The 23,690-nt window shown below is 68.4% G+C and carries 21 protein-coding genes; 13 read left to right on the forward strand and 8 right to left on the reverse strand.

All coding sequences use genetic code 11. The features are described 5' to 3' along the window. Genes thrS through C8D93_RS14520 form a run of 4 tightly spaced genes read left to right on the forward strand, consistent with a single transcriptional unit; the run spans position 1 to position 5,351 of the window. Entirely contained in the window at positions 1-1,929 is a 1,929-nt protein-coding gene (gene thrS / locus C8D93_RS14505) for a threonine--tRNA ligase (protein WP_110265931.1), read from the forward strand. Beyond that, on the forward strand, positions 1,922-4,057 hold the full coding sequence (locus tag C8D93_RS14510) for a S9 family peptidase (protein ID WP_110265932.1): 2,136 nt from the start codon (positions 1,922-1,924) through the stop codon (positions 4,055-4,057). Before thrS ends, C8D93_RS14510 begins: the two co-directional genes overlap by 8 nt. Then, complete coding sequence (locus C8D93_RS14515) at positions 4,054-4,890, forward strand: M23 family metallopeptidase (protein WP_245903913.1); 837 nt, start codon at positions 4,054-4,056, stop codon at positions 4,888-4,890. Before C8D93_RS14510 ends, C8D93_RS14515 begins: the two co-directional genes overlap by 4 nt. After that, positions 4,887-5,351 (forward strand): DUF1499 domain-containing protein, encoded by a 465-nt coding sequence (locus tag C8D93_RS14520; protein WP_110265933.1) that lies wholly within the window; start codon positions 4,887-4,889, stop codon positions 5,349-5,351. The genes C8D93_RS14515 and C8D93_RS14520 overlap by 4 nt, the downstream gene beginning before the upstream one ends. A 54-nt stretch (positions 5,352-5,405) precedes the next feature. On the opposite strand, the gene C8D93_RS14525 is transcribed toward C8D93_RS14520, so the two are convergent. Both C8D93_RS14525 and C8D93_RS14530 read right to left on the reverse strand, forming a co-directional pair. Then, the gene (locus C8D93_RS14525) at positions 5,406-5,987 is read right to left on the reverse strand and encodes a hypothetical protein (protein ID WP_146216622.1); all 582 of its coding nucleotides are present in this window, start codon (positions 5,985-5,987) and stop codon (positions 5,406-5,408) included. A gap of 322 nt (positions 5,988-6,309) precedes the next feature. Next, the gene (locus C8D93_RS14530; RefSeq protein WP_110265935.1) at positions 6,310-6,651 is read right to left on the reverse strand and encodes a histidine triad nucleotide-binding protein; all 342 of its coding nucleotides are present in this window, start codon (positions 6,649-6,651) and stop codon (positions 6,310-6,312) included. 311 nt (positions 6,652-6,962) lie between these two features. Here C8D93_RS14530 and msbA point away from each other — a divergent pair, with 311 nt between their 5' ends. Genes msbA through kdsB form a run of 4 tightly spaced genes read left to right on the forward strand, consistent with a single transcriptional unit; the run spans position 6,963 to position 10,664 of the window. Then, complete coding sequence (msbA, locus tag C8D93_RS14535; protein WP_110265936.1) at positions 6,963-8,729, forward strand: lipid A export permease/ATP-binding protein MsbA; 1,767 nt, start codon at positions 6,963-6,965, stop codon at positions 8,727-8,729. Then, on the forward strand, positions 8,726-9,718 hold the full coding sequence (lpxK, locus tag C8D93_RS20980; RefSeq protein ID WP_245903914.1) for a tetraacyldisaccharide 4'-kinase: 993 nt from the start codon (positions 8,726-8,728) through the stop codon (positions 9,716-9,718). The genes msbA and lpxK overlap by 4 nt, the downstream gene beginning before the upstream one ends. Beyond that, positions 9,715-9,900, forward strand: a complete 186-nt coding sequence (locus tag C8D93_RS14545; protein ID WP_366515934.1) for a Trm112 family protein — start codon at positions 9,715-9,717, stop codon at positions 9,898-9,900. Before lpxK ends, C8D93_RS14545 begins: the two co-directional genes overlap by 4 nt. Continuing rightward, a complete protein-coding gene (kdsB, locus tag C8D93_RS14550) occupies positions 9,897-10,664 on the forward strand; it encodes a 3-deoxy-manno-octulosonate cytidylyltransferase (protein WP_110265937.1) in 768 nt (255 codons plus the stop codon). Before C8D93_RS14545 ends, kdsB begins: the two co-directional genes overlap by 4 nt. Positions 10,665-10,711: 47 nt before the next feature. On the opposite strand, the gene C8D93_RS21245 is transcribed toward kdsB, so the two are convergent. Next, positions 10,712-13,588, reverse strand: a complete 2,877-nt coding sequence (locus C8D93_RS21245) for an Rne/Rng family ribonuclease (protein ID WP_110265938.1) — start codon at positions 13,586-13,588, stop codon at positions 10,712-10,714. A gap of 294 nt (positions 13,589-13,882) precedes the next feature. On the opposite strand from C8D93_RS21245, the gene C8D93_RS14560 reads away from it, so the two are divergent. Both C8D93_RS14560 and C8D93_RS14565 read left to right on the forward strand, forming a co-directional pair. Next, entirely contained in the window at positions 13,883-14,860 is a 978-nt protein-coding gene (locus tag C8D93_RS14560) for an RluA family pseudouridine synthase (RefSeq protein WP_110265939.1), read from the forward strand. Between the two features lie 132 nt (positions 14,861-14,992). Then, a complete protein-coding gene (locus C8D93_RS14565; protein WP_110265940.1) occupies positions 14,993-15,649 on the forward strand; it encodes an HAD family hydrolase in 657 nt (218 codons plus the stop codon). Here the strand turns inward: C8D93_RS14565 and C8D93_RS14570 are convergent. Then, complete coding sequence (locus C8D93_RS14570) at positions 15,634-16,221, reverse strand: Maf family protein (protein WP_110265941.1); 588 nt, start codon at positions 16,219-16,221, stop codon at positions 15,634-15,636. The two genes, C8D93_RS14565 and C8D93_RS14570, sit on opposite strands and share 16 nt — an antisense overlap. Positions 16,222-16,286: 65 nt before the next feature. Here C8D93_RS14570 and C8D93_RS14575 point away from each other — a divergent pair, with 65 nt between their 5' ends. The 3 genes from C8D93_RS14575 to plsX are packed head-to-tail and all read left to right on the forward strand — an operon-like array spanning position 16,287 to position 18,113. After that, complete coding sequence (locus C8D93_RS14575; RefSeq protein ID WP_110265942.1) at positions 16,287-16,811, forward strand: YceD family protein; 525 nt, start codon at positions 16,287-16,289, stop codon at positions 16,809-16,811. Positions 16,812-16,840: 29 nt separating this feature from the next. Continuing rightward, the gene (gene rpmF / locus C8D93_RS14580) at positions 16,841-17,044 is read left to right on the forward strand and encodes a 50S ribosomal protein L32 (RefSeq protein ID WP_110265943.1); all 204 of its coding nucleotides are present in this window, start codon (positions 16,841-16,843) and stop codon (positions 17,042-17,044) included. Between the two features lie 28 nt (positions 17,045-17,072). Continuing rightward, the gene (plsX, locus tag C8D93_RS14585) at positions 17,073-18,113 is read left to right on the forward strand and encodes a phosphate acyltransferase PlsX (protein WP_110265944.1); all 1,041 of its coding nucleotides are present in this window, start codon (positions 17,073-17,075) and stop codon (positions 18,111-18,113) included. A 22-nt stretch (positions 18,114-18,135) separates the two neighbouring features. On the opposite strand, the gene C8D93_RS14590 is transcribed toward plsX, so the two are convergent. From C8D93_RS14590 to gspD, 4 genes are read right to left on the reverse strand one after another with little or no spacing between them, the layout of a single operon-like run. Then, the gene (locus C8D93_RS14590) at positions 18,136-18,903 is read right to left on the reverse strand and encodes a sulfite exporter TauE/SafE family protein (protein WP_110265945.1); all 768 of its coding nucleotides are present in this window, start codon (positions 18,901-18,903) and stop codon (positions 18,136-18,138) included. Then, positions 18,904-20,118 (reverse strand): type II secretion system inner membrane protein GspF, encoded by a 1,215-nt coding sequence (gene gspF, locus C8D93_RS14595; RefSeq protein ID WP_110265946.1) that lies wholly within the window; start codon positions 20,116-20,118, stop codon positions 18,904-18,906. It abuts the gene before it with no gap. Positions 20,119-20,128: 10 nt separating this feature from the next. Further along, a complete protein-coding gene (gspE, locus tag C8D93_RS14600) occupies positions 20,129-21,619 on the reverse strand; it encodes a type II secretion system ATPase GspE (RefSeq protein ID WP_110265947.1) in 1,491 nt (496 codons plus the stop codon). Between the two features lie 24 nt (positions 21,620-21,643). Beyond that, positions 21,644-23,689: a type II secretion system secretin GspD gene (gene gspD / locus C8D93_RS14605; protein WP_245903916.1), complete on the reverse strand. Its 2,046-nt coding sequence runs from the start codon at positions 23,687-23,689 to the stop codon at positions 21,644-21,646. Position 23,690 lies beyond the last annotated feature (1 nt).

Raw genomic sequence — 23,690 nt, forward strand, 5'->3', positions numbered from 1 at the left:
ATGTCGATTGAAATCACCTTCCCGGACGGCAACAAGAAGTCGTTCGACGAACCCGTCACCGGCCTTGCGATCGCGCAGGGCATTTCGCCCGGCCTGGCCAAGAAGGCCGCGGTCATCGAAGTCAACGGCGAGCTGTGGGATCTGACGCGTCCGATCGACCGCGACGCGACGGTCAGCATCGTCACCCGCGACAAGCCGCAGGCGCTGGAGGTCATCCGCCACGACGCGGCGCACGTGCTGGCGCAGGCGGTGCAGGAGCTGTTTCCCGGGACGCAGATCACTTTCGGCCCGGCGACCGAGGTGGGCTTCTACTACGACTTTGCGCGCGAATTGCCGTTCACCGAAGCCGACCTCGAAAAGATCGAGCAGAAGATGCGCGAGATCGTGAAGCGCGACCTGCCGATCACCCGCGAGGTGTGGCCGCATGAAGTCGCGGTCAAGCATTTCGAGCAGGCCGGCGAGAGGTTCAAGGCGGAGTGGATCCGCGACGGCCTGGCGCCGGACGAGGAGCTGTCGATCTACAGGCAGGGCGAGAACTGGCTCGACATGTGCCTGGGGCCGCACCTGCCGTCGACCGGCAAGCTCGGCACCGCGTTCAAGCTGACCAAGGTGTCCGGGGCCTACTGGCGCGGCGATGCGAACAACGCCCAGTTGCAGCGCATCTACGGCGTGGCCTTCGCCACCGAGGACGAACTCAAGGCCTACCTGAAGATGGTCGAGGAGGCCGAGAAGCGCGACCACCGCAAGCTCGGCCGCGCGCTCGACCTGTTCCATATCCAGGACGAGGCGGTGGGCCAGGTGTTCTGGCATCCGAAGGGCTGGACCCTGTACCGCACGCTGGAAAACTATGTGCGGCGCCAGCTCGAGGACGCCGGCTACGACGAGGTGAAGACGCCGTTGCTGGTCGACCGCAAGCTCTGGGAGGCCTCGGGCCACTGGGAGAACTACCGCAAGAACATGTTCATCGCCGAGGTCGACGAAGGCGAGCAGGACGGCCAGCAGCGCAAGGCCGTGCTGGCGGTCAAGCCGATGAACTGTCCGTGCCACGTGCAGATCTTCCGTCAGGGCATCCGTTCGTACCGCGAACTGCCGCTGCGCATGGCCGAGTTCGGCGCCTGTCACCGCTACGAGCCGTCCGGCGCGCTGCACGGGCTGATGCGTGTGCGCGGCTTCGTGCAGGACGACGCGCACATCTTCTGCACTGAGGAGCAGATCTCGGCGGAGACGGTCGCGTTCTGCGACCTGCTCAAGCGCATGTACAAGGATCTCGGCTTCGAGGAGGTCAGCGTCAAGTTCTCCGACCGCCCGGACAACCGCGCCGGCGACGATGCGATCTGGGATCGTGCCGAGGGTGCGTTGCGCAAGGCGGTCGAGGAGGCCGGGCTGCCGTATACGATGAATCCGGGCGAGGGCGCGTTCTACGGTCCCAAGCTCGAGTTCGTGCTGCGCGATGCCATCGGGCGCGACTGGCAATGCGGCACGCTGCAGGTGGATTTCATGCTGCCCGAGCGGCTCGATGCCGAGTACGTTGCCGAGGACGGTTCGCGCAAGCGCCCGGTGATGCTGCACCGTGCGGTGCTCGGCAGCTTCGAACGCTTCATCGGCATCCTGATCGAGAACCACGCCGGCGCCTTCCCGTTCTGGTTGGCGCCGCTGCAGGTCGTCGTCGCGCCGATCGTCTCCGACGCCGACGACTACGCCACCGAGGTCTGCGAGCGCCTGAAGCGTGCCGGCGTGCGCGCCGAGACCGACCTGCGCAACGAGAAGATCAACTACAAGATCCGCGAGCACGCGACGCACAAGATTCCGGTCATTGCCGTCGTCGGACGCAAGGAGGCCGAGGAGCGCACGGTCACGCTGCGTTTCCGCGGGCAGGAACAACAGCAGACCGTGAAGCTCGATGCGGTCGTGGAGCATCTGCATGCGTGAAGCGATCGTCGTGCTTGCGGTATGGCTGCTCGCGGGCTGCGCGGCACTGCCGCAGCCACCGATGGCCGAGCAGCGTGCATACCGGGTCGAGTCGCCGCAGGGCACGCGCATCGATCCGTACTACTGGATGCGCGACGACACGCGCAGCGACCGGCGCGTGCTCGCACATCTGCGCGCCGAGAACCGGTACGTCGAAGCGGTGATGGCGCCCCGGCGCGCACTCGAGGAACGCCTGTTCGCCGAGCTGCGCAGCCATGTCGCCGAGGATGACCGGAGCGCGCCGGTGTTCGAGCGGGGCTACTGGTACTACAGCCGCTACGAGAAGGGCCGGGAGCACCCGATCCACGCGCGCCGCAAGGGCACGATGGACGCGCCCGAGGAGATCCTGCTCGACGGCAACCTGCTGGCCGAGGGTCACGGTTACTTCCGCATCGGCTACTACGTCGTCAGCCCCGACAGCCGCTGGCTGGCGTGGGCCGAGGACACGGTGGGGCGTCGCCAGTACGTGCTTCGAATCAAGGATCTGCGGACCGGTGAGCTGACCGGCGACGAAGTGACGTTGATCCAGGGCGACCTGGCCTGGCTCGACGACAACCGCACGGTGCTGTACACCGAACTCGACCCGCAGACACTGCTCGGCTACCGCGTGCGCGCGCACCGCCGCGGCGAATCCGCGGAACGCGACGAGGTGGTGTACACCGAGCGTGACAACAGCTTCTACATCGGGGTCGACCGCTCCAAGTCGGGGCGTTACGTCTACATCTACTGCGAGAGCACCGAGCAGAGCGAGCAGTTGTATGCCGACGCCGCGGCCTGGCCGCTGCGCTTCACGCCCATCGTGCCGCGCGGCGGCCGGCACGAGTACGGCGCCGAGCACCTGCCGCCGTCGGGTGGCGAGTCCGGCGAAGGCGACTTCATCCTGCGCACCAACGATCGCGCGCCGAACTTCCGGCTGGTGCGCGTACCGGTCACCCGCAGCGCCGATCGCCGCCACTGGCGCACCCTGCTGGCGCATCGCGATGATGCCTTCATCGAACGCTTCGACGTGCTGCGCACACATGTTGCCGTCGGCGAACGCAGCGGCGGCCTGGCGAAGCTGCGCATCGTGCCGCTCAACGGCCGCCCGTCGTCGCTGGTGGAGGCGCAGGAAGCCGCCTACACGATGTCCCTGCGCACGACGCCCGACCTCGACAGCGCGACGCTGCGCTATGTGTACGAATCGATGGCGACGCCGGCGACGACCATCGATCTCGATCCGGTCACCGGCGAGCGCTTCGTGCGCCGCGTGCAGCCGGTGCCCGGTGGCTTCGATGCCGCGAACTACGTCACCGAGTACCGCCACGCCATCGCGCGCGATGGCGCGCGCGTGCCGGTCTCGCTGGTCTATCGCCGTGACACCAAGCTCGACGGCAGCGCGCCGCTGCTGCAGTACGCCTACGGGTCCTACGGCTACTCGATGGACCCCGAGTTCGATGCCGAGCGCCTGCCGCTGCTCGATCGCGGCTTCGTCTGGGCCATCGCGCACATCCGCGGCGGGCAGGAACTCGGGCGGGCGTGGTACGAGGATGGCAAGCTGCTGAACAAGCGCAACACGTTCACCGACTTCATCGACGTGACCGACTTTCTCGTCGCCGAGAACGTGGCTGCGAAGGGCAAGGTGTTCGCCGAGGGGCGCAGCGCCGGCGGCCTGCTGATGGGCGCGATCACCAACATGGCGCCTGAGAAGTACCGCGGCATTCTGGCCCACGTGCCCTTCGTCGACGTGGTCACGACGATGCTCGACGAGAGCATCCCCCTGACGACCAACGAGTTCGACGAGTGGGGCAACCCCAAGCGGAAGCCGTACTACGAGTACATGCTTTCGTACTCCCCTTACGACAACGTGCACTACCGGGACTACCCGGCGATGTACGTGACCACCGGTCTGTGGGACTCCCAGGTGCAGTACTTCGAGCCGGCCAAGTGGGTCGCGCGCCTGCGCGACGCCGACACCTCGCCGCAGACACCGGTGTTGTTCCGCGTCGAGATGAGCGCCGGCCATGGCGGCAAGTCGGGGCGCTATCAGCAGCTGCGCGAGACCGCGCAGAGCCAGGCCTTCATCCTGTCGCGACTTGGAGTCGAGCCATGATGCGACACGTTCTCTGCGCCTTGCTGCTGGCCGGCGTGTCGGCGTCCGGTCTCGCCGCTGCGCCGGACCTGCACGGCCGCTGGATGCAGGGCGGCCTGATCCGCGGCCAGACCGAACCGGGGGCACAGGTATGGTTCAACGGCAAGCCGCTGCGCGTATCGCCGGCCGGCGACTTTGCTTTCGGCCTGGCGTATGAGGAAGGACCTGCCGCGGAATTGCGCGTGCGCCTTCCCGACGGCAGCGAGCAGCGCCACGAGTACGCCGTTGAGCGGCGCGAGTACGACGAGCAGCGCATTTCCGGCTTGCCGCAGAAGATGGTGACGCCGCCCGAGGCAGCACTCAAGCAGATCGCGCTCGACAACCAGCGCGTTGCGGCCGCGCGGGCACGGGACTCGGCACACGCCGATTTCGCGGGCGGCTTCGACTGGCCGCTGTCGGCGACGGTCAGTGGTGTCTTCGGCAGCCGCCGGATTCTCAATGGCGAGCCCAGGCAGCCGCACTTCGGCATCGACCTCGCTGCGCCCAAGGGCACGGCGATCAAGGCCCCGGCCGGTGGTGTCGTCAGCCTCGCGCGCGACGATCTCTACTACACCGGCGGCACCATCATTCTCGACCACGGGCAGGGCGTGTCGACGACCTATCTGCACCTCTCGCGGCTCAACGTGAAGCCGGGCCAGCGCGTCGAAGGCGGTCAGACGATCGGCCTGGTCGGCGCCACCGGTCGCGCGACCGGCCCGCACCTGTGCTGGCGCGCCAACTGGTTCGATACGCGGCTCGATCCGTCACTGATCGTCGACGGCAAACCCGTCAGCAAGGGGGAGCGCAGGCCATGAAGTTCCTGGGCCGTCTACTGCTGTTCGTCGTGCTCGCCAGCCTCGCGATCGCGCTGTACGCGACGTTCCGCACGCCGGGCCATCTCTATGCGCAGACGGGCGTGTTTGCCGACTGCCCGGCGCGACCGAGCTGTGTGTCGTCGGTGGCCGAGGACGAGGTGCATCGCATCGAGCCGCTGCGCTACGAGGGTGACCTGCTGCAGGCGCACGAACGGCTCGTCGAGGCGATCCGCGCGATGCCCGGCGGTCGCATCGAGGAGGAACGCGCCGAGTACCTGCACGTGCTGTTCACGACGCCGAAGATGCGTTTTCGCGACGACCTGGAACTCCTGATCGAACCGGACGGGCAGATCCAGGTGCGTTCGATCTCGCGCTTCGGCTACCGCGACTTCGGCGTCAACCGTGCCCGCGTGGAGGAGCTGCGCCAACGGTTCGAAGCCGGCGCGTCCCGCCAGAACTGACGAAGCCCCGCACGGTTGCCGTGCGGGGCCTCCACAACCGCCTTCCGGTCGCGCTTATTCGGCGCCGACGTCGGCCTGCGCGTCCACCTCGACATTGGCGCTGGCGCTGCCCGCCGTGCCGAGCGCGCCGCCCACGGCGCCGAGGCCGGTCGTCACGCCGGACTTGAGCGCGCCGCCGACCTTCTTGCCGCCGCTGACGGTGGCGTCCTTGGCTGCGCCGAGACCGGCGGCCGTGTTGCTGCCGGCGGTGGCTGCGCCTTCCATCGTCGCGTCCTTGGCTTTTCCGGCCATGTCGGCGCCGGCCTCGACACCCGCTTCGGCCTTCGCCTTGCCCTTGGCGGCAGCGGACGCCGTGGCGTCCTTGGCCTTGCCGGCCATGTCGGCGCCGGCTTCGAGGCCGCCTTCCGCCTTCGCCTTCATGCCGCTGCCGAGCTTGCCCGCACCGTCAACGCTCGCCTGGCCAGCCGCCTTGGCCTTCTCGCCGAGCGCTGCCGCCGCATTCGTGGCGCCCTGGGCATCGACGGAGACGCCGACCGACGCATCGGCCTTGGCACCTGCCTCGGCCTGTGCCAGCGCCAGTGCGGGCAGGCCTGCAGCGAACGCGGCTGCGGCGAGCATGGAAGAGATTCTGGTCATGGTTTTCCCCTGGATTGAACATGAGTGCCGAGCCCATTCGTGGACTCGAACAGATGCAGGATAGAACAGGGGGCTGAATCCGGTGTGAACCCTGGGAGCACGCGGCTCAGGGGGGAGGGGGACGTGTTGGCGCTCGTCGGTGACTCGGGCCATTCCTGGCCGCCCGTAAGCGCGCCGCGCGAGAGCCCACCGGGCTTCCGCGCATTTGCTACGGGTGTCCAAGCCGTCCGTGGCGCAACTGTGCCCCTGCGGGATGGCCCGGCCCGGCCATCCATGGCCGGGCGTTCGCCGGCGTGAAGCTTCGCTTCACGACAGCCCCGGCTCACCCCGGGGGCCATTTGAGGGGGCGGCCGCCGAGGATGTGCAGGTGCAGATGGAATACGGACTGCCCGGCGGCGGCGCCGTTGTTGACCACGAGGCGGAAGGCTTCGCCGTGGCCCTGGTCCGCAGCGATTTTCGAGGCGGTCAGCATCAGGTGACCGAGCAAGGCCTGGTCTTCGGCAGTAGCGTCGCACAGGCGCGGCATCGGCTTGCGTGGCACCAGCAGGATATGCATCGGTGCGCCGGGGTTGATGTCGCGGAAGGCGACGCAGTGTGTGTCCTCGTGGACGATCTCGCCGGGAATCTCGCGGTCGATGATCTTCTCGAACAGGGTCTTGGACATGACGGCTGTCGGGGGGAGTGCGGGCGAGTTGGTAGCATACGCTGAACCGTCACCGATCTAGCCCGCACTTCCCACAGGGTCGCCTTCGATCCCCGGGCCAGTACTGGAACTTACTGAGAGCTTCATGACGTATTCTCGATATAGACCGTCGCAAGGATCGAAGGCTGATCGGCGCTGGCCTGCCTGCGGTGCCAGCGCCTTGGGCTTCACTCAACCGATGGAATTACCATCGGTTTCGCTCCATCCCGGCGCCGCTGGCATCCTAGGCACACGGCCATCGCTCGATCCCCCTGCGAGAACTGCGGGCTAGCATGTCCACCGCCGCCGAAGCCATCCGCAAACCCTGGCCTACCTATCGCCGTCTGCTCGGCTATTCGCTGCCGCACTGGCGCGTGATGCTGCTGGCATCCCTGGCGACGGCGGGATTTGCCGCCGTCGACGCCGGCTTCGCGGCGCTGGTCAAGCCACTGCTCGACAAGGCCTTCGTCGAGCAGAATCCGACCTACATCCGCACGATGCCGCTGCTGATCGTCGGCCTGTTCCTGCTGCGCGGTGTCAGCTCGTTCGCCGCGACCTACGGCATGTCCTGGGTGGCGCGACGTGTCGTCAAGGACGTGCGCGGTCAGCTCTTCGACAAGCTCCTGCGACTGCCGGCGCGCTTCTACGACAGCGTCAGCGGCAGCGCGCTGATCGCGCGGCTGACCTATCACGTGGAGCAGCTCGCCGACGCGGCCAGCACAGTGCTCACCGGCGTGCTCAAGGACACGCTGACGATCGTGTTCTACATCGGGCTGATGGCCTGGCTGAACTGGAGGCTGACGCTGTTCGCCTTCGTCGTCGTGCCGTTCATCGCGTTGATCATCCGCTACGTCAGCGTCCGCTTCCGCAAGATCAGCACGCGCATCCAGGACAGCGTCAGCGACGTGACCGAAGCCGTCGACGAGGCGGTCAACGGACAGCGGGTGATCAAGGTCTACAACGGCCAGGACTTCGAATCGCGGCATTTCGAATCCGTCAACGAGCGCAACCGCCAGCTGTCGATGAAGATCGTGGCGACGCGCGCCGGTAGCGCCGCGCTGATCCAGTTCATCGCCGCGTGGGCCGTCGCGGCGATCGTCTTCTTCGCCACCCATCCCGGCATGATCGAGGACATGACCGCCGGAACCTTCGCGGCGTTCATGCTGGCGATGATGTCGCTGACCCAGCCGATGAAGAACATGGGTACGGTCAACGAACGCCTGCAGCGCGGCATCGCCGCGGCGGCCGAGATCTTCGCGACGCTCGACGAGCAGGCCGAGCCAACGGACGGCACCATCCCGCTGCCGCGCGCGCGCGGCGCGCTGAGCTTCGAGGGTGTCCGCTTCCGCTACCGGGCCGAACTCGCCGATGCCCTGCACGACATCGATCTGCGCATCGAGCCGGGGCAGTCGGTGGCCTTCGTCGGCAAGTCCGGCAGTGGCAAGAGCACGCTGCTGTCGTTGCTGCCGCGCTTCTACGACGTCTCGTCCGGCACGATCCGCCTCGACGGCGTGGACCTGCGCGAATACCGCTTGCACGACCTGCGCCGGCAGATCGCCCTGGTCGACCAGCAGGTGCGCCTGTTCAGCGCAACCGTGGCCGAGAACATCGCCTACGGGCTCGACCCGAAGCCCGACGAGGCGCAGATCATCGACGCCGCAAAGCGGGCGCACGCCTGGGAGTTCATCGAGAAGCTGCCGCAGGGACTGCAGACGCCGCTGGGGCAGAACGGGGCGACGCTGTCGGGTGGCCAGCGCCAGCGGCTGGCCATCGCCCGCGCGCTGCTCAAGGACGCGCCGATCCTGATTCTGGACGAGGCGACCTCGGCGCTCGACACCGAGTCGGAACGCCTGATCCAGGCGGCCCTGGAAGCGCTGGTGGGCGGCCGCACGACGCTGACGATTGCGCACCGCCTCTCGACCATCCAGAACGCGGATCTGATCGTGGCCATGCAGGACGGCCAGATCATCGAGACCGGCACGCACGAGAGCCTGCTGGCCCGCAAGGGGCTCTATGCCGCCCTGCATCGCCTGCAGTTCGAGGCCGAGTCCGGCGCGTGAAGGCATCGCGCCTGCAGGCGAGCTGGTACACCGACGGGCCCGCGCCGGCGGTGCTGCGGCCGCTGGCGACGCTGTATGGCAGCCTGGCATCGGCCCGGCGACGACGCTTGCAGGCGCGGGCACAACACGTCGACGCACCGGTGATCGTCGTCGGCAACATCGCCGTCGGCGGCACCGGCAAGACGCCGCTGGTGATCTGGCTGGTGGAGCAGTTGCGGGCCTGGGGCTGGCGACCGGGCGTCGTCAGCCGCGGCTACGGGGCCCGGCCGCCACGCCTGCCCTGCGAGGTGTTGCCTGAGAGCGATCCCGCCGAGTGCGGCGACGAGCCGGTTCTCGTCGCGCAGCGCACCGGGGCGCCGGTGGTGATCGCCCCCGATCGGGTGGCCGCGTGCCGGACGCTGCTCGCGCATGGCAATGTCGACATCATCGTCAGCGACGATGGCCTGCAGCACTATCGTCTGGCGCGCGATCTCGAGATCGGCGTCGTCGACGGCGCTCGTGGTCTCGGCAATGGCGCACTGCTGCCGGCGGGACCGCTGCGTGAGCCGCCCGCGCGTCTTCGCGAGCTGGATCTGGTCGTCGTCAACGGCGATGGCTGGAGCGAGCCGGGGCTGCCGCTGCTGAGGATGCGCCTGCAGGCCGATTTGTTGCGCAAGCTCGCGGGCGAGGAGCGCAGCGACCTGGTCGCCTTTGCCGGCCGGCGCGTGCACGCAGTGGCCGGCATCGGCCATCCGCCGCGCTTTTTCGCGACGCTGCGGGCCGCGGGCATCGAGGTGATCGAGCATGCCTTCGCCGATCACCATCGCTACCGCCCGCAGGATCTGCACTTCGGCGATGCCCTGCCGGTGCTGATGACCGAGAAGGACGCCGTCAAGTGCCGGCCGTTCGCGCAGGCGCACTGGTGGACGCTGCCGGTGAGCGCCGCGTTCGATGCCGCGGATGCCGACCGCGTGCAAGAATCCGTGGCCCTGCTGAGGACAATGCGATGATCGACAAGCGCCTGCTGGACATTCTGGTATGCCCCGTGACCAAGGCGCCGCTGGAGTGGCACCCCGAGCGCAGCGAACTCTGGTGCCGGGCCTCGCGCCTGGCGTATCCCGTGCGCGACGACATTCCGGTGATGCTCGAGGAGGAGGCGCGGACGCTGACCGACGAAGAGCTCGGTCGATGAGCGGGATCGCCTTCAAGATTGTCATTCCCGCGCGGCTCGGCTCGACCCGTCTGCCGCGCAAGGTGCTGCTCGAGGTGGCCGGCAAGCCGGTGATCCGCCACGTCTGGGAGGCGGCGCGTCGCGCCGGTGCCGGGGAGATCGTGGTCGCCACCGACAGCGAGGAAGTGGTGACCGCGTGCTCGGCGTTCGGGGCGGACGTGCAACTCACGTCAGCCGGTCACCAGTCGGGGACCGACCGCAGCAACGAGATCGCCCGCAGCCGTGACTGGCCGGCGGACACCGTCGTCGTCAATCTCCAGGGCGACGAGCCGCTGATGCCGCCGGCCCTGCTGCGCCAGGCGGCGGCATTGCTCGCGGACGATCGCGAGGCGCATATCGCCACGCTGTGCCACCCGCTGCACGCGCAGGATGAGTGGCAGAACCCGAACGTGGTGAAGGTCGTGCTGGACCGCCGCGGCTACGCGCTGTACTTCTCGCGCGCGCCGATTCCGTGGCCGCGCGACCAGGCACCAGCGATGCCCGCGGGGCTGGCCTATCGCCACATCGGGCTCTACGCCTATCGCGTTGCCGCGCTCGCCGAGTTCAGCTCACTGCCGCCGGCGCCGCTGGAAACCTGCGAGGCGCTGGAGCAGTTGCGGGCGCTCACCCACGGCTACCGGATCAAGGTCGGCGTGATCGACGTGCCGCCGCCGCGCGGTGTCGATACCGCGGACGATCTGCGCGCGGTGGCCGCGCTGCTCGCGCAGCGCGACGCGAGAATCTGACGGCGCGCAGCCTCCGGCCATCGGCTGCCGGAAGCTGCGCATCGACCTCAGCCGGTCTTGTCGCCGTCGTTCGTCGACGGTTCCGGCGATCTGCCGGCCGCCTGTTCGAAGTACTTGAGGTAATCCGCCGCCGGGGCCGTCGCCCGGAACGGGGTGTCGACGACGGGTGCCGGCTCGCTCGCGGTCCGGGGTTCGGCCGGCGTCGGCTCGGCTGCAACCTCGGTCTCTTCTTCGGCCGGCAGCTCGGGCTCCGCGCTCGTCGCCGCGTCGGCAGGCGGGGGGACGGGCTCGAGCGGCTGGGCGGCGGCTTCGCCGGTATCGCCGACGGGCGCCGGTGCCGACGCGGTGTCGATGGTAGCGACCATGGTCGGCTCGGCATCGGCGTCGAGCGCGGATTCGGCTTCAGGCACGGGCTGCGCCGCCGCTTCGGTCACGGCCGGGGTTTCCATCTTCGGCTGCACGACTTCGTCGGCGCCCGGCTCGGCGGCAGCCGGTGCGGCGGCCGGTGTCACCTCGACCTGCGCATCGGCCGTTGCCACGGCGGCATCGCCGGCATCGGTCGGCGGCGCGTCAACGGCCGGCGAGGTTTCGCCGGGCTCGTCGATGTGCGACGGCGCCTCCGCTGCGATCGCCGCCGCGCCTGCGGCGGCCGTCAGCGCCAGCTCCTGCTGCTGCTCGCGACGGGGTTCGTCACCGGACGTCTGCGGTGCGGGCGTGGTGCCGTCGGCAGTGGCTTCGCCAGTGCCGGCTACGGCAACCGCCGCGCCTGCCTCGCGCTCACGGCGGCCACGACCGCGGCCACCGCGGCGGCGACGGCCGCGACCTTCGCGGTTGCCCGGGGTGGTGCCGGCCGCGGCATCGCCCTCGGCGGCAACAGCCGGTGCAGCGGCTGTCGCGGCCGTGGCGACGGCGGTTTCCGGTGCGTCCTCGCGACGCGGTGCGGGGGCGCGCGCCGCGCCTGCACGCTCGTCTCGCTTGGCGGGGGTTGCCGGTGCAGCGGCCTTGTTCTGCTGTCCACCACGCTCCTGGCGCTTGTCGGCGGGCTTGTCGGACGACTTGGCGTCTCGCTGCCCCTGCCTGCCGCGGCGCTCGTGTCCGCGCCGCTTGTCGCCACGCGATCCGCCGCGACGGTCTTCGCGACGGGGCTCGGGCCTGGATGCGCGGGCCGGCTCGGTCTTGCGCGGCCGGTCCGGCGTGTCGGAAGTGTCGGACGCGCCGCCGAAGCCGAGCCAGCGCATCAGCCGCGACCAGAAGCCTTCGCCCGTTGCAGCGACCGCCGTCAGCGGTGCCGCCACTTCGCGGATGACGATGGGCGCCGGGCTCGAGGGCAGGATCTGCTTCACCGCGGCCTCGGGGCCGGCCCGGACGATGGCCGGCGGCTTCGCCAACTCTTCGTGGGCCGCGGCATCGAAATTCTGTGCCAGCGTGTAGCTGATCGCGCCGTTGTCGTCCTGCTGCAGGTGATCGGCGCGGACGCGCCGGATCTCGTAGTTCGGCGTGTGCATCGTCGGGTTCGGCACGACGGCGATGTGCGCACGGCAGCGCGCCTCGATCTCGCGCACGGCCAGGCGCTTCTCGTTGAGCAGGAAGGTGCCGACATCGACCGGCACCTGCGCGATCACGCGCCCGGTGCGGTCCTTCATCGCCTCTTCCTCGATCAGCCGCAGGATCGACAGCGACAGACTCTCGACCGAGCGGATCTGGCCGCGGCCCGAGCAGCGCGGGCAGGGAATCTGGGTGTGCTCGGCGAGCGTCGGGCGCAGGCGCTGACGCGAGAGCTCGAGCAGGCCGAAGCGCGAGATGCGACCGAGCTGGATGCGGGCGCGATCCATCTCCACGGCGGCATCGAGCCGCTTCTCCACCTCGCGCTGGTTCTTCGAGGCGTTCATGTCGATGAAATCGATCACGATCAGGCCGCCGAGGTCGCGCAGGCGCAGCTGGCGCGCGATCTCGTCGGCCGCCTCGAGGTTGGTGTTGAGCGCGGTGTCCTCGATGTTGCCGCCGCCCGTGGCCTTGGCCGAGTTGATGTCGATCGCGGTCAGCGCTTCGGTGCTGTCGATGACGATCGAGCCGCCGGACGGCAGGCGGATGGTGCGCTCATGCGCCAGTTCGATCTGCGATTCGATCTGGAAGCGCGAGAACAGCGGCATCTCGTCCTTGTAGAACTTGAGCCGCTGCAGCTGGTGCGGCATCACGTGTTCGAGATGCGTGCGCGCCTGCTCGTAGATGTGCTCGTTGTCGATCATCACCTCGCCGATGTCCGGGCGCAGGTAGTCGCGCAGGGCGCGCAGGATGATGTTGTTTTCCTGGTAGATCAGGAACGGCCCCTTGCGCTCGGCGGCCGCCTTCTCGATCGCGTTCCAGATGTCCTTGAGGTAGTCGGCATCCCACTGCAGCTCCTCGACGGAGCGGCCGACACCGTTGGAGCGGATGATCACGCCCATGCCGTCGGGCAACTGCAGCTTCTCGAGCGCTTCCTTGGCTTCTTCGCGCTCGTCGCCCTCGGCGCGGCGCGAGATGCCGCCGGCCTTGGGGTTGTTGGGCATCACCACGAGGTAGCGCCCGGCCAGCGAGACGTAGGTCGTCAGCGCCGCGCCCTTGTTGCCGCGCTCTTCCTTCTCGACCTGGACGATGACATCCTGGCCTTCGTGCAGCTGGTCGCGCAGGTTGCCGCCGGACTTGCCCTCCTTGAAGTAGGAGCGGGCGATCTCCTTGACCGGCAGGAAGCCGTGGCGCTCGCCGCCGTAGTCGATGAAGCAGGCTTCGAGCGAGGGTTCGACGCGGGTGATGCGTCCCTTGTAGATGTTTCCTTTTTTCTGTTCGCGGGCGGCGGTTTCGATATCAAGGTCGATCAGCTTCTGCCCGTCGACGATCGCCACGCGCAGCTCCTCGCGCTGCGTGGCGTTGATGAGGATGCGTTTCATGAATGAGATCCTGGTCTGTCTGGCGGCGCGCAGCGGAGTCGTGCGTCAGAATCTCAGCCGACTGGCGAGTCATGGTCGATCCCCGGGTAAGGCGCGAACGCGCGGATGGTGAGGTGAGGCTATAAGCTTGCGACGGCAGGCGCGTCTCGGCGCATGCGGTCCTGGACTCTTCGGCGGCGGGCGGGCTGATACAATGCCGGGCGCTTCGACGCCTTCTCGATTTCCGTTAGCGTTGAGGCGGGAATGGTCTGATTTGGATCAGTTTTCCCACCCGTACCGACGGATCGTCATAGTTTGACACAGAATCGTCCCCAAGTCCGCAAGATCGCCGTCGGCGCCCGGGAAGACGGGCAGCGCATCGATAACTTCCTGATTCGTCAGCTTCCGGGCGTCCCCAAGTCGCACATCTACCGCCTGCTGCGCTCCGGCCAGGTGCGGGTCGACGGCGGGCGCGCCAAGCCGGAACGCAAGCTGGTCAAGGGCGAGGAGGTCCGCATACCGCCGGTGCGGGCCGCCGAACGCGGCGAGGCCGTTCGTCCGCCGGACGCCGTGCTCAACAAACTGCGCGAGGCGATCGTCCACGAGGACGAGCACTACCTGGCCATCAGCAAGCCGGCCGGTCTGGCAGCGCACGCCGGCAGCGGCGTGAAGTTCGGCGTGATCGAATCCGCGCGTGCCTGGGGCAGGCACGAGTTCCTCGAGCTGTGCCACCGGCTCGACCGCGACACCAGCGGCGTGCTGCTGCTGGCCAAGTCGCGGCCCGCCCTGCTGCGTGCGCAGCGCGCGTTCAAGCACGGCGAGGCGGACAAGCGCTATTTCGCGCTGCTGGTCGGACGCTGGAAGGGCGAGGACCGGGACGTGGATGCGGCGCTGGTACGCAATGCCATCGCCGGGGGCGAACGCCGCGTGCGTGTCGACGAGGATGACGGCAAGCCGTCGAAATCGCGGTTCTCGCCGCGTGCGCGCTACCAGGACGCGACACTGTGCGAGGTCCAGATCTTCTCCGGGCGCACGCACCAGATCCGCGTGCACGCCGCGGCGCTCGGGTATCCGGTAGCCGGTGACGACAAGTACGGCGAGCGCGAGGACAACCGGCCGCTGCGCGACAAGGGCCTCAAGCGCATGTTCCTGCACTCGCATCTGCTGACGCTGCCGGCGTCCGGCGAGTTCCCGAAGCTGCTGCTGAGCGCGCCGATGCCCGATGAGCTGCGCGAGGTGCTCGACAACCTGGGCGCGCCGCAAGCGGCGTCGTCGCGCCGCCGTCGCGGATGACGTACGAACTGCTGATCTTCGACTGGGGCGAATCAGGACGTCTTGCGAAGCACCGCTTCGCGTCCTGATGAGCGCCCGCACAAGGATGTGCGGGCAGGGCTACGCGCCATGGACGGCTGAAACGGAACGCACTTGAAGTACGAACTGCTGATCTTCGACTGGGACGGAACCCTCGCCGACTCCGCCGGCCAGATCGTTTCGGCGATGCAGGGCGCGATCGACGGGCTCGGGCTGCCGCCGCGCAGCGACGAGTCGATCCGCGAGCTGATCGGGCTCGGGCTCAACGATGCGCTGGCCCGCCTGTATCCGGAGCTCGAGTTGAGCGGGCTGCGGGCGCTGCTCGACGGCTACCGGGCGAAATGGCTGTCCGAAGGCGCCGGGGAGGCGCGCCTGTTCGACGGGGCCTTCGAGGCGGTGGCCGATCTGCATCGCCAAGGCTGCCGCATCGTGATCGCGACCGGCAAGTCGCGGCGAGGCCTGGACCGCTCGCTGCGCCATCACCAGCGGCTCGCCGAGCTGGTTGCGAATTCGCGCTGCGCCGACGAAACGGCCTCCAAGCCCGACCCGCTGATGCTGCGCGAGCTGCTCGCCGACGAAGGCGTTGCCGTGGAGCGCGCGCTGATGATCGGCGACACCGAGTACGACATCGCGATGGCGCAGTCCATCGGCATGCACGGGCTGGGCGTCGCCTGCGGCGTGCACGACCCGGGACGACTGCAGCGCGCGGGCGCCGCCGCGGTAATCGAATCGGTGGCGGGGCTGCCGGTCTGGCTTCAGGGCAGGGTGTAGCCGGCGTCGCGCAGCAGGCCGCACAGTGCGATGAGCGGCAGGCCGATCAGCGCCGTCGGATCGCGCGACTTGATCGCTTCGAACAGCGTGATGCCGTAACCCTCGCACTTGAAGCTTCCGGCACAGTCGAACGGCTGTTCGGCATCGACGTACCGGGCGATCTGGTCGGTGGTCAGTTCGCGAAAGCGCACATGCGTGCTGTCCACGGCCTCGAAGAAACGTCCGTCGGGTGTCGACAGAACCACGGCCGTTTCGAACCGCACCTCACGTCCGGACGCCAGCATCAGTTGCTCGATCGCACGGGCCCGGTGGCCGGGCTTGCCGAGGACGCGATCGTCCGTCACCGCGACTTGGTCGGAGCCGATGATCCAGGCCTGAGGATGGCGCGGCCGCAGCGCGGCCGCCTTGGTGCGGGCGAGCCGCAGCGCCAGCGCTGCCGGCGCCTCGCCGGCAGCAGGCTGCTCGTCGATATCGGGGCTGTCGCTGGCGAACGGCAGGCGCAAGCGGGCGAGCAGTTCCGCGCGGTAGCGCGAGGATGACGCCAGCAGCAGCGGGGGCGGCGCCTTAAGCATAGGATTTCTTTGACTTTCGAGGGGCGCATCACTATGATGCGCGGCCCTTTGATGGGCAAGCGCCGATGGGACTTGCACATGAAGCGCGGGCGTCGGTCGCCCTGGAGCGCGCGCAGCACTACGCTGGCGAGCTCGCGGTGTCGCAGTGCACGCGCCTGAGCGCCGAGATCGTCGCGGGAACGGACCCGGTACTGCGGGCCGAACTGCAGGCCGATCGGCGCAGTGGCTGGCCGCGTCTGCACGGTCGCGTGACCGGGACACTGGCGCTGGAATGTCGTCGCTGCGGTCGCGTCTACGACCATGCACTGGATCTGGCGCTGGATCTGCGGCTGGTGTTCGGCGAGGCCGAGGAGCGCGCCGCGCTCGCAGAGGCCGAGCCGCTGCTGATCGAGGGCGATCGCCTGCCGCTGCGGCAGATCGTCGAGGACGAGGTATTGCTGGCGCTGCCGATGCTGCCGCGCTGTCAATCGTGTGAAAATGAGGTGAATCAGGCGGCGGCGCACCCCGCGCTCCCGCCGGAACAGGAGGCGCCGGCATCGCGGGACAACCCGTTCGCGGTGCTCAAGCGGCAATTGCAGTCGAAAGAGTAGCGGGCCGAGAGGTCCGACGGAGTTGAGCCATGGCAGTTCAGGATTCCAAGAAGTCGCGCGCCTACCGCGGTCACCGCAAGGCCCATTGGGCACGCAAGGCGACGGCGCCGGCCTTGTCGACCGACCCGACCTCGGGCGAGACGCATCGCCGCCACCACGTGACCGCCGACGGTTACTACCGCGGCAAGAAGGTCATCGACAAGGGCGCGGCGGCCGACGTCGGCGAAGAGTAACGCCCGACGCGGCGGCGGGCGGCTGGCGATGAAGGCTCCCGTTGTTCTGTCCATCGATGCCATGAGCGGCGACCACGGCCATGAGACGGTCGTGGACGCGGCTCTTTTGGCTCTGGATGCCCATTCCTCGGTGGAGCTGATTCTGGTCGGCGACGAGGCGACGCTGCGTGCCGACCTGCAGCGGCGCAAGCGTGCCGGCGATCCGCGGCTGCGGATCCAGCACGCCTCGGAAGTGGTGGCGATGGACGAGTCGCCGTCGAAGGCGCTGCGCAACAAGAAGGACTCGTCGACACGAGTCGCGCTCAACCTGGTCAAGCAGGGGCAGGCGCAGGCGGTCGTCTCGGCCGGCAACACCGGCGCGTTGATGGCGATCGCGAAGTTCGTGCTCAAGACGCTGCCCGGCATCGACCGGCCGGCAATCATCTCGGCGATTCCCTCGGTCAACGGGCATGTGCACATGCTCGACCTGGGCGCCAACGCCGAGTGCTCGGCGGAGCAACTGCTGCAGTTCGCGGTCATGGGCTCGGCCCTGGTCACCGCGACACTGGGCATCGAGCGACCCAAGGTCGCGCTGCTCAACATCGGCGAGGAAGAGATCAAGGGCAACGAGGTGATCAAGCAGGCGGCGCAGCTGCTCGCGTCGTCGCCGTTGAACTACATCGGTTTCGTCGAGGGCGACGGTGTGTTCCTGCGTGACATCGACGTCGTCGTCTGCGACGGATTCACCGGCAACATCGCGCTCAAGACCGGGGAAGGCGTCGCGCGGCTGATCTACCACTTCATCAAGGAAGAGTTCACGCGCTCGCTGTTCACCAAGCTGGCGGCGGTGATGGCGATGCCGGCGCTCAAGGCGCTCGGCGGACGCATGGACCCGCGCAACTACAACGGCGCGAGTCTCGCGGGGCTCAACGGTATCGTCATCAAGTCCCACGGCAGCGCCGACGCGCAGGCGTTCGCGACGGCCATCCGCGTGGCGATCCGCGAGGTCGAGCAGGCCGTTCCGCAGCGCATCGTCGGCCTGATGGCGGCGACGCTGCCGAAGACGCCGCAACTCGTCGCGCAGGCCTGAGCGGCTCCTGCCGCCGGGGCTCCTAGCCGAGTACGCCCTGCGTGATCAGGGCGATCCCCATCAGCAGCGTCAGGGTCTCGTAGGCGCGCTTGATCAGGCGATTGCCGCGCAGCAGGCCCGTATGCGCGCCGGCGTAGCCGCCGAGCAGTCCGCCGATCACCAGCGCGGGAATCCAGTGCCACGCAACCGGGCCCGTCATCCCCGCGGTGATCGCGCCGGCGCTGTTCCACAGCAGGCCGACCATGATCATCGTGTACGCCACGGCCTGACGGTAGTCGAAGCCGAACCAGGTCAGCAGCAGCAGCGTCGTGAATACGCCGGGGCCGGAGGGCACGAGTCCGGTGACCCAACCGATCGCGAAGACCAGCGCGCCGCCGATGGCCAGGCCGCGGCCGCGGCGGTTGCGAGGCTGGCTGTCGATGCCGAGCCGTGGGCGGAAGATCGAGTACAGGCCGAGGCCGATGTTGACGAAGCCGAAGATGATCTCGCCGGGACGATCGGGAATGGTCAGCGCGATGCGCGTCCCCAGCACGACGCCCGGCAGGCCGAGCAGCGTCATCAGTCCCAGCAGCTGCCAGTCGATGCCGCCCTCCCGCAGATGGCGCAGCGTCGAGCCGACGCCAAGCGCGACGACCGCGACCTTGTGCGTGGCGACCGCGGCGGCGAACGACAGACCGAGCAGTACCAGGGCCGGAAATTGCAGCAGTCCCGCGCCGCCGCCGGCCAGCGCGGAGAAGAAGCTCGCGGCGAAGCCGAGCAGCGCCAGCAGCCCCTGTTCGAGCGGTGTCACCTACTGGACGAGCGTGTTGAGGTCGAAGATCGGCAGCAGGATGGCGAGGACGATCAGGAGGACCACCCCGCCCATCACCAGGATCAGCATCGGCTCGAAGACGCCCATCATCGCGGCAACCAGCGTTTCGACCTCGCGCTCCTGATTCTCCGCGGCGCGGTCGAGCATGTCGTCGAGCTTGCCTGACGATTCGCCGCTGGCGATCAGGTGCACGGTGATCGGCGGAAACAGCTTGCTCGCCGCCAGCGAGCGGCTCAGGGCCGCGCCTTCGCGGACCTTGGCCGCAGCTGCCTCGATCGCATCGCGCATCGGCACGTTGCTGACCACCTGCGTGCCGATGCGCATCGCATCCAGAATCGGCACGCCGCTGCCGAACAGGATGCCGAGCGTGCGCGTGAAGCGGCCGGTGTTGGCACCGCGAACCAGCCTGCCGACCAGGGGCAGGCGCAGCGTGGCCCGGTGAACCTGACGCTTGAAGCCGTCGTTGCGCATCATCCGTGCGAACACGATGCCGGCAGCGGCCAGGACCATCAGCAGATAGACGCCGTAGTCCCGCAGGAAGTCCGACACCGCGATCAGTCCGGTGGTCAGGCCCGGCAACTGCGCGTCGATACTGGTGAACACGTCCACGACCTGCGGCACCACATAGGTGAGCAGCAGGACGACCACGGTAATGGCGACGAAGCTCAGGATCACCGGATAGAACGCCGCGAGCATGACTTTCTGCTGCATCACCTGCCGGCGCTCGACATAGTCGGCGAGCCGTTCGAGGATGTAGTCGAGCTGGCCCGACTGCTCGCCGGCCTCGACGGTGGCGCGGAACAGGGTCGGAAAGGCGTTGGGAAACTGGTCGAGCGAGCTGGCCAGCGAATTGCCCTCGACCACACCGGCGCGCACGCCCAGGGCAATGCGCTTGACGCGCTTGCTCTCGCTCTGCTCGGACACGGCGGTCAGCGATTCGTCGAGCGGTAGTCCCGAGCGCACCAGGGTGGCGAGCTGCCGGGTGAACAGCGACAGCTCGGTGCTCGACAGGCTGCCGCCGCGGCTGAACAGCGATCTGCCGGTCTGCTTGCTCTCGGCGACCTCGTGAACGTCGAGCGGGGACAGGCCACGCTCGCGCAGCGACTGGCGTGCATGGCGGGGCGTGTCGCCTTCGATCAGCCCCCTGGTCTGGCGACCCTTGGCGTCGAGCGCGCTGTATTCGTAGGCGGCCACGGACCTGCGCCTATTCCTCGATCGTCACGCGCAGGACTTCCTTGAGCGTCGTCGTCCCGGCGATGACCTTGTTGCGGCCCGATTGCAGGATGCCGGCGCTCTGGGTGCGCGCGTAGGTCTCCAGCGCCTGCTCGGAGGCGTTGTCGTGGATCATCGCCTCGAGCTTGCGGTCGACCTCGATGATCTCGTGGATGCCGGTGCGGCCGGCGAAGCCCATGTGGCGGCACTGCGGGCAGCCGGCGGACTGGTACAGCGTCAGCGGCTTGGACGGATCGACGCCGAGCTGTTCCTTCTCGACCGTACTGGCCTCGTAGGGCTGCTTGCAGTGCCTGCACAGCTCGCGCACCAGCCGTTGTGCCATCAGCCCCACCAGCGACGACGAGAGCTGGTAGGGCTCCACTCCCATGTCGCGCAGGCGGGTCACGGCGCCGACGGCGGTGTTCGTGTGCAGCGTCGACAGCACCAGATGGCCGGTCTGCGACGCCTGTACCGCGATCTGCGCGGTCTCGAGGTCGCGGATTTCGCCGACCATCACCACGTCCGGATCCTGGCGCAGGATCGCGCGCAGGCCGCGGGCGAAGGTCATTTCCACCTTGGTGTTGACCTGGGTCTGGCCGACACCGTCGATGTAGTACTCGATCGGGTCCTCGACGGTCATGATGTTGCGCGCACGATCGTTGAGCACCGACAGCGCCGAGTACAGCGTCGTGGTCTTGCCCGAGCCGGTGGGCCCGGTCACCAGCAGGATGCCGTAGGGCCGGTGAATGATGCGGTTGATCGTCGCGACCTGCTTCGCATCCAGGCCGATCTGCTCCAGGTCGAGCTTCTCGGCCTGCTTGTCGAGGATACGCATGACCACGCGCTCGTTGCCGGCCGCGCCGGTCGGGATCGTGGACACGCGCACATCGACCTTGCGGCCGCCGAAGGCGCGCGAGATGCGACCGTCCTGCGGCAGCCGCTTCTCGGCGATGTCGAGCTTGGCCATGACCTTGATGCGCGACACCAGGCGCGGTGCCAGGCTGCGCGGTGGCGACATGATCTCACGCAGCACGCCGTCGACGCGGAAGCGCACCTGCAGACGGCTCTCGAAGCTCTCGACGTGGATGTCCGATGCGTTCTCGCGGATTGCCTCGACCAGCAGGCCGTTGATGAACTTGATGACCGGCGCATCGTCGTCGGATTCGAGCAGGTCCTGGTTCTCCTGCAGCGCGAGGGCCAGCGCGTCGAGATCGGCATCGTCGTCGTTGAGGCCGTCGATCAGCGACGAGGAGGCAGCGGTCTGGCCCTCGTAGGTGCGTGACAGCAGGGCATCGAATTCCTGCGGCGTGACGCTCTGCAATCGCAGCGGGCGGCCGACGAAGCGCCGCGCCTCCTGGACGACGTCGATGGCGATGCCCGGGCGGATGACGGCGAGCACGTGGTCACCGCGATCCTCGGTCACGACGAGCCCGTGCCGCTTGGCGAAAGCGAACGGCGGGCGGCGCAGGGCGGCGGGTTCCATGGGGTCGATGGGCCGGCTGCGCGATCAGTCCGCCGCCGGGGTCGGGGCCACCGGCGCGGCCGGCGCCGAAGCCGCATCCTCGACGGCGGCGGCCGGCGCGTCGGAGTCCGGGCGGGTGGCCCAGTCCTCGAGGCGGCGCAGGATCGGACGCTGGCCGCCGATCAGCGAGGCTGCGCCGGTGGCGGCATCGATCTGGGCCTGGCGCACCGCGTCGTACTTCTTGCGCGTGTAGTAGTCGCCGTCCGCGCTCTTGCGCAGGATCGACGGCCGGATGAACAGCATCAGGTTCTGCTTGGTCTTGTCGATCGAGCGGTACTTGAACAGGGCGCCCAGAAGCGGAATGTCGCTGAGGAAGGGTACGCCGCGCTGCTGATCGTTGATCTGGTCGTCGATCAGGCCGGCGACGACCAGGACCTGACCGTTCTCGACACCGACCACGTTGGTCAGGGTGCGCTTGTTGGTGATCAGGTTGGCCGAGCCGGCGGTGCCGCTGGCGATGCCGGAAACCTCGAGGTCGAGCTTGAGCTTGATGGTCTCGCTTTCGCCACTGATCTGGGGCGTGACCGACAGCGTCAGGCCGACGTCCTTGCGCTCGATGGTCTGGAACGGATTGACCGAGCCGCTGACCGAGCCGGTGTTGGTGAACGAGCCGGTCTGGTACGGGACTTCCTGGCCGACCGAGAACTTGGCTTCTTCGTTGTCCAGCGTGACCAGCGTCGGCGTCGACAGCACGTTGGTGTCGCCGTCGCCCTTGAGGGCCTTGAGCAGCAGGCCGAAGGTGGTGCCGTTGTCGCCGCCGTCGCGCCCGCCGATGATGTTGATGCCCTGGCCGATCGCCCCGAGGGCGCTTTCGGGGTTGCCGCTGGCGGCCGCCGCGGTCAGTGCCGACAGGGTACCGGGATCGAGGATGCCGGCGGCCGCGATGCGGTCGCCGTTGAATACCGCCCAGTCGACGCCGATCTGACTGGACTTGTTGGCGCTGACCTCGGCGACGATCGCTTCGACCAGGACCTGTGCACGGCGGATGTCGAGCTGCGCGATGACGTCGCGGATCTGGCGCATCGCCTTCGGATTGGCGGTGATGATCAGCGCGTTGGTATCCGGGTCTGCGAGCACGCGGGCACCGTCCACGGTGCCGCCGCCCGAGCGGCCGGCGGCGGCCGGCGCAGCAGCGCCGCCACCCGCCGCGGCTCCGGAGCCGTTGTCGACCTCGCGCACCTGCTGGGCATACCCCTCGAGGATCGGCGCCAGGTTCTCGGCGCTCGCATGCCGCAGGTAGACGACCTGGGTGGCGCCGTCGTCCTCGAGCTGGATGTCGAGCTGCCTGACGATGTCGATGAACTTCTGCCGCGCGGCCTTGTCGCCGCCGATCAGGATGCTGTTGCTGCGCTCGTCGGCGATGATCGTCGCCGGCTGGCTGGTCGGGTCGGACTGCTTGTCCTGCTGCGTCATCGCCGTGAGGATGCGCACGATCTCGCTGGCGGCCGCGTACTGCAGGCGCACGAACTCGATCTCGCGGTCGCCGGCCTGGTCCATCTGCTGGATCAGCCGGCCGATGCGTTCGACGTTGGATGCGCGGTCGGTGATGATCAGCGAGTTGTTGGGCTGGTAGGCCGCGAGATGGCCCCACTGCGGAACCAGCACCCGCAGAATCGGGACGAGCTGCGCCGCGTTGATGTTCTGCAGCTGGTAGACGTGCGTGACCACCTCGTCGATCGGCAGCCGGCTGCTGGAGCCGTAGACGCCGCTGCCTTCCTGCTTCGCGGTCGCCTCGGGAATGATCTTGATCGTGTCGCCGGCCGGAATCGCGGCGAAACCGTTGACCGCCAGCACGGCGAGGAAGGTCTCGTACAGCCCGTCGCTGCTCATCGGCGAGGCGCTGACGACCGTGACCTTGCCCTTGACGCGGGCATCGACGATGAAGTTCTTTCCAGTCACCTCGCTGACGGTCGCGATCAGCGTGCTGATGTCGGCGTCCTTGAGGTTGAGCGTGATCTCGGCGCGCGCGGGCAGCGTGCCTAGCGTCAGCATGACGGCCGCCGTGGCGGCAGCGAGATTGCGGAATTTCATC

It is taken from the genome of Sinimarinibacterium flocculans (genome assembly GCF_003201205.1).
GTDB classification, from domain to species: domain Bacteria; phylum Pseudomonadota; class Gammaproteobacteria; order Nevskiales; family Nevskiaceae; genus Solimonas; species Solimonas flocculans.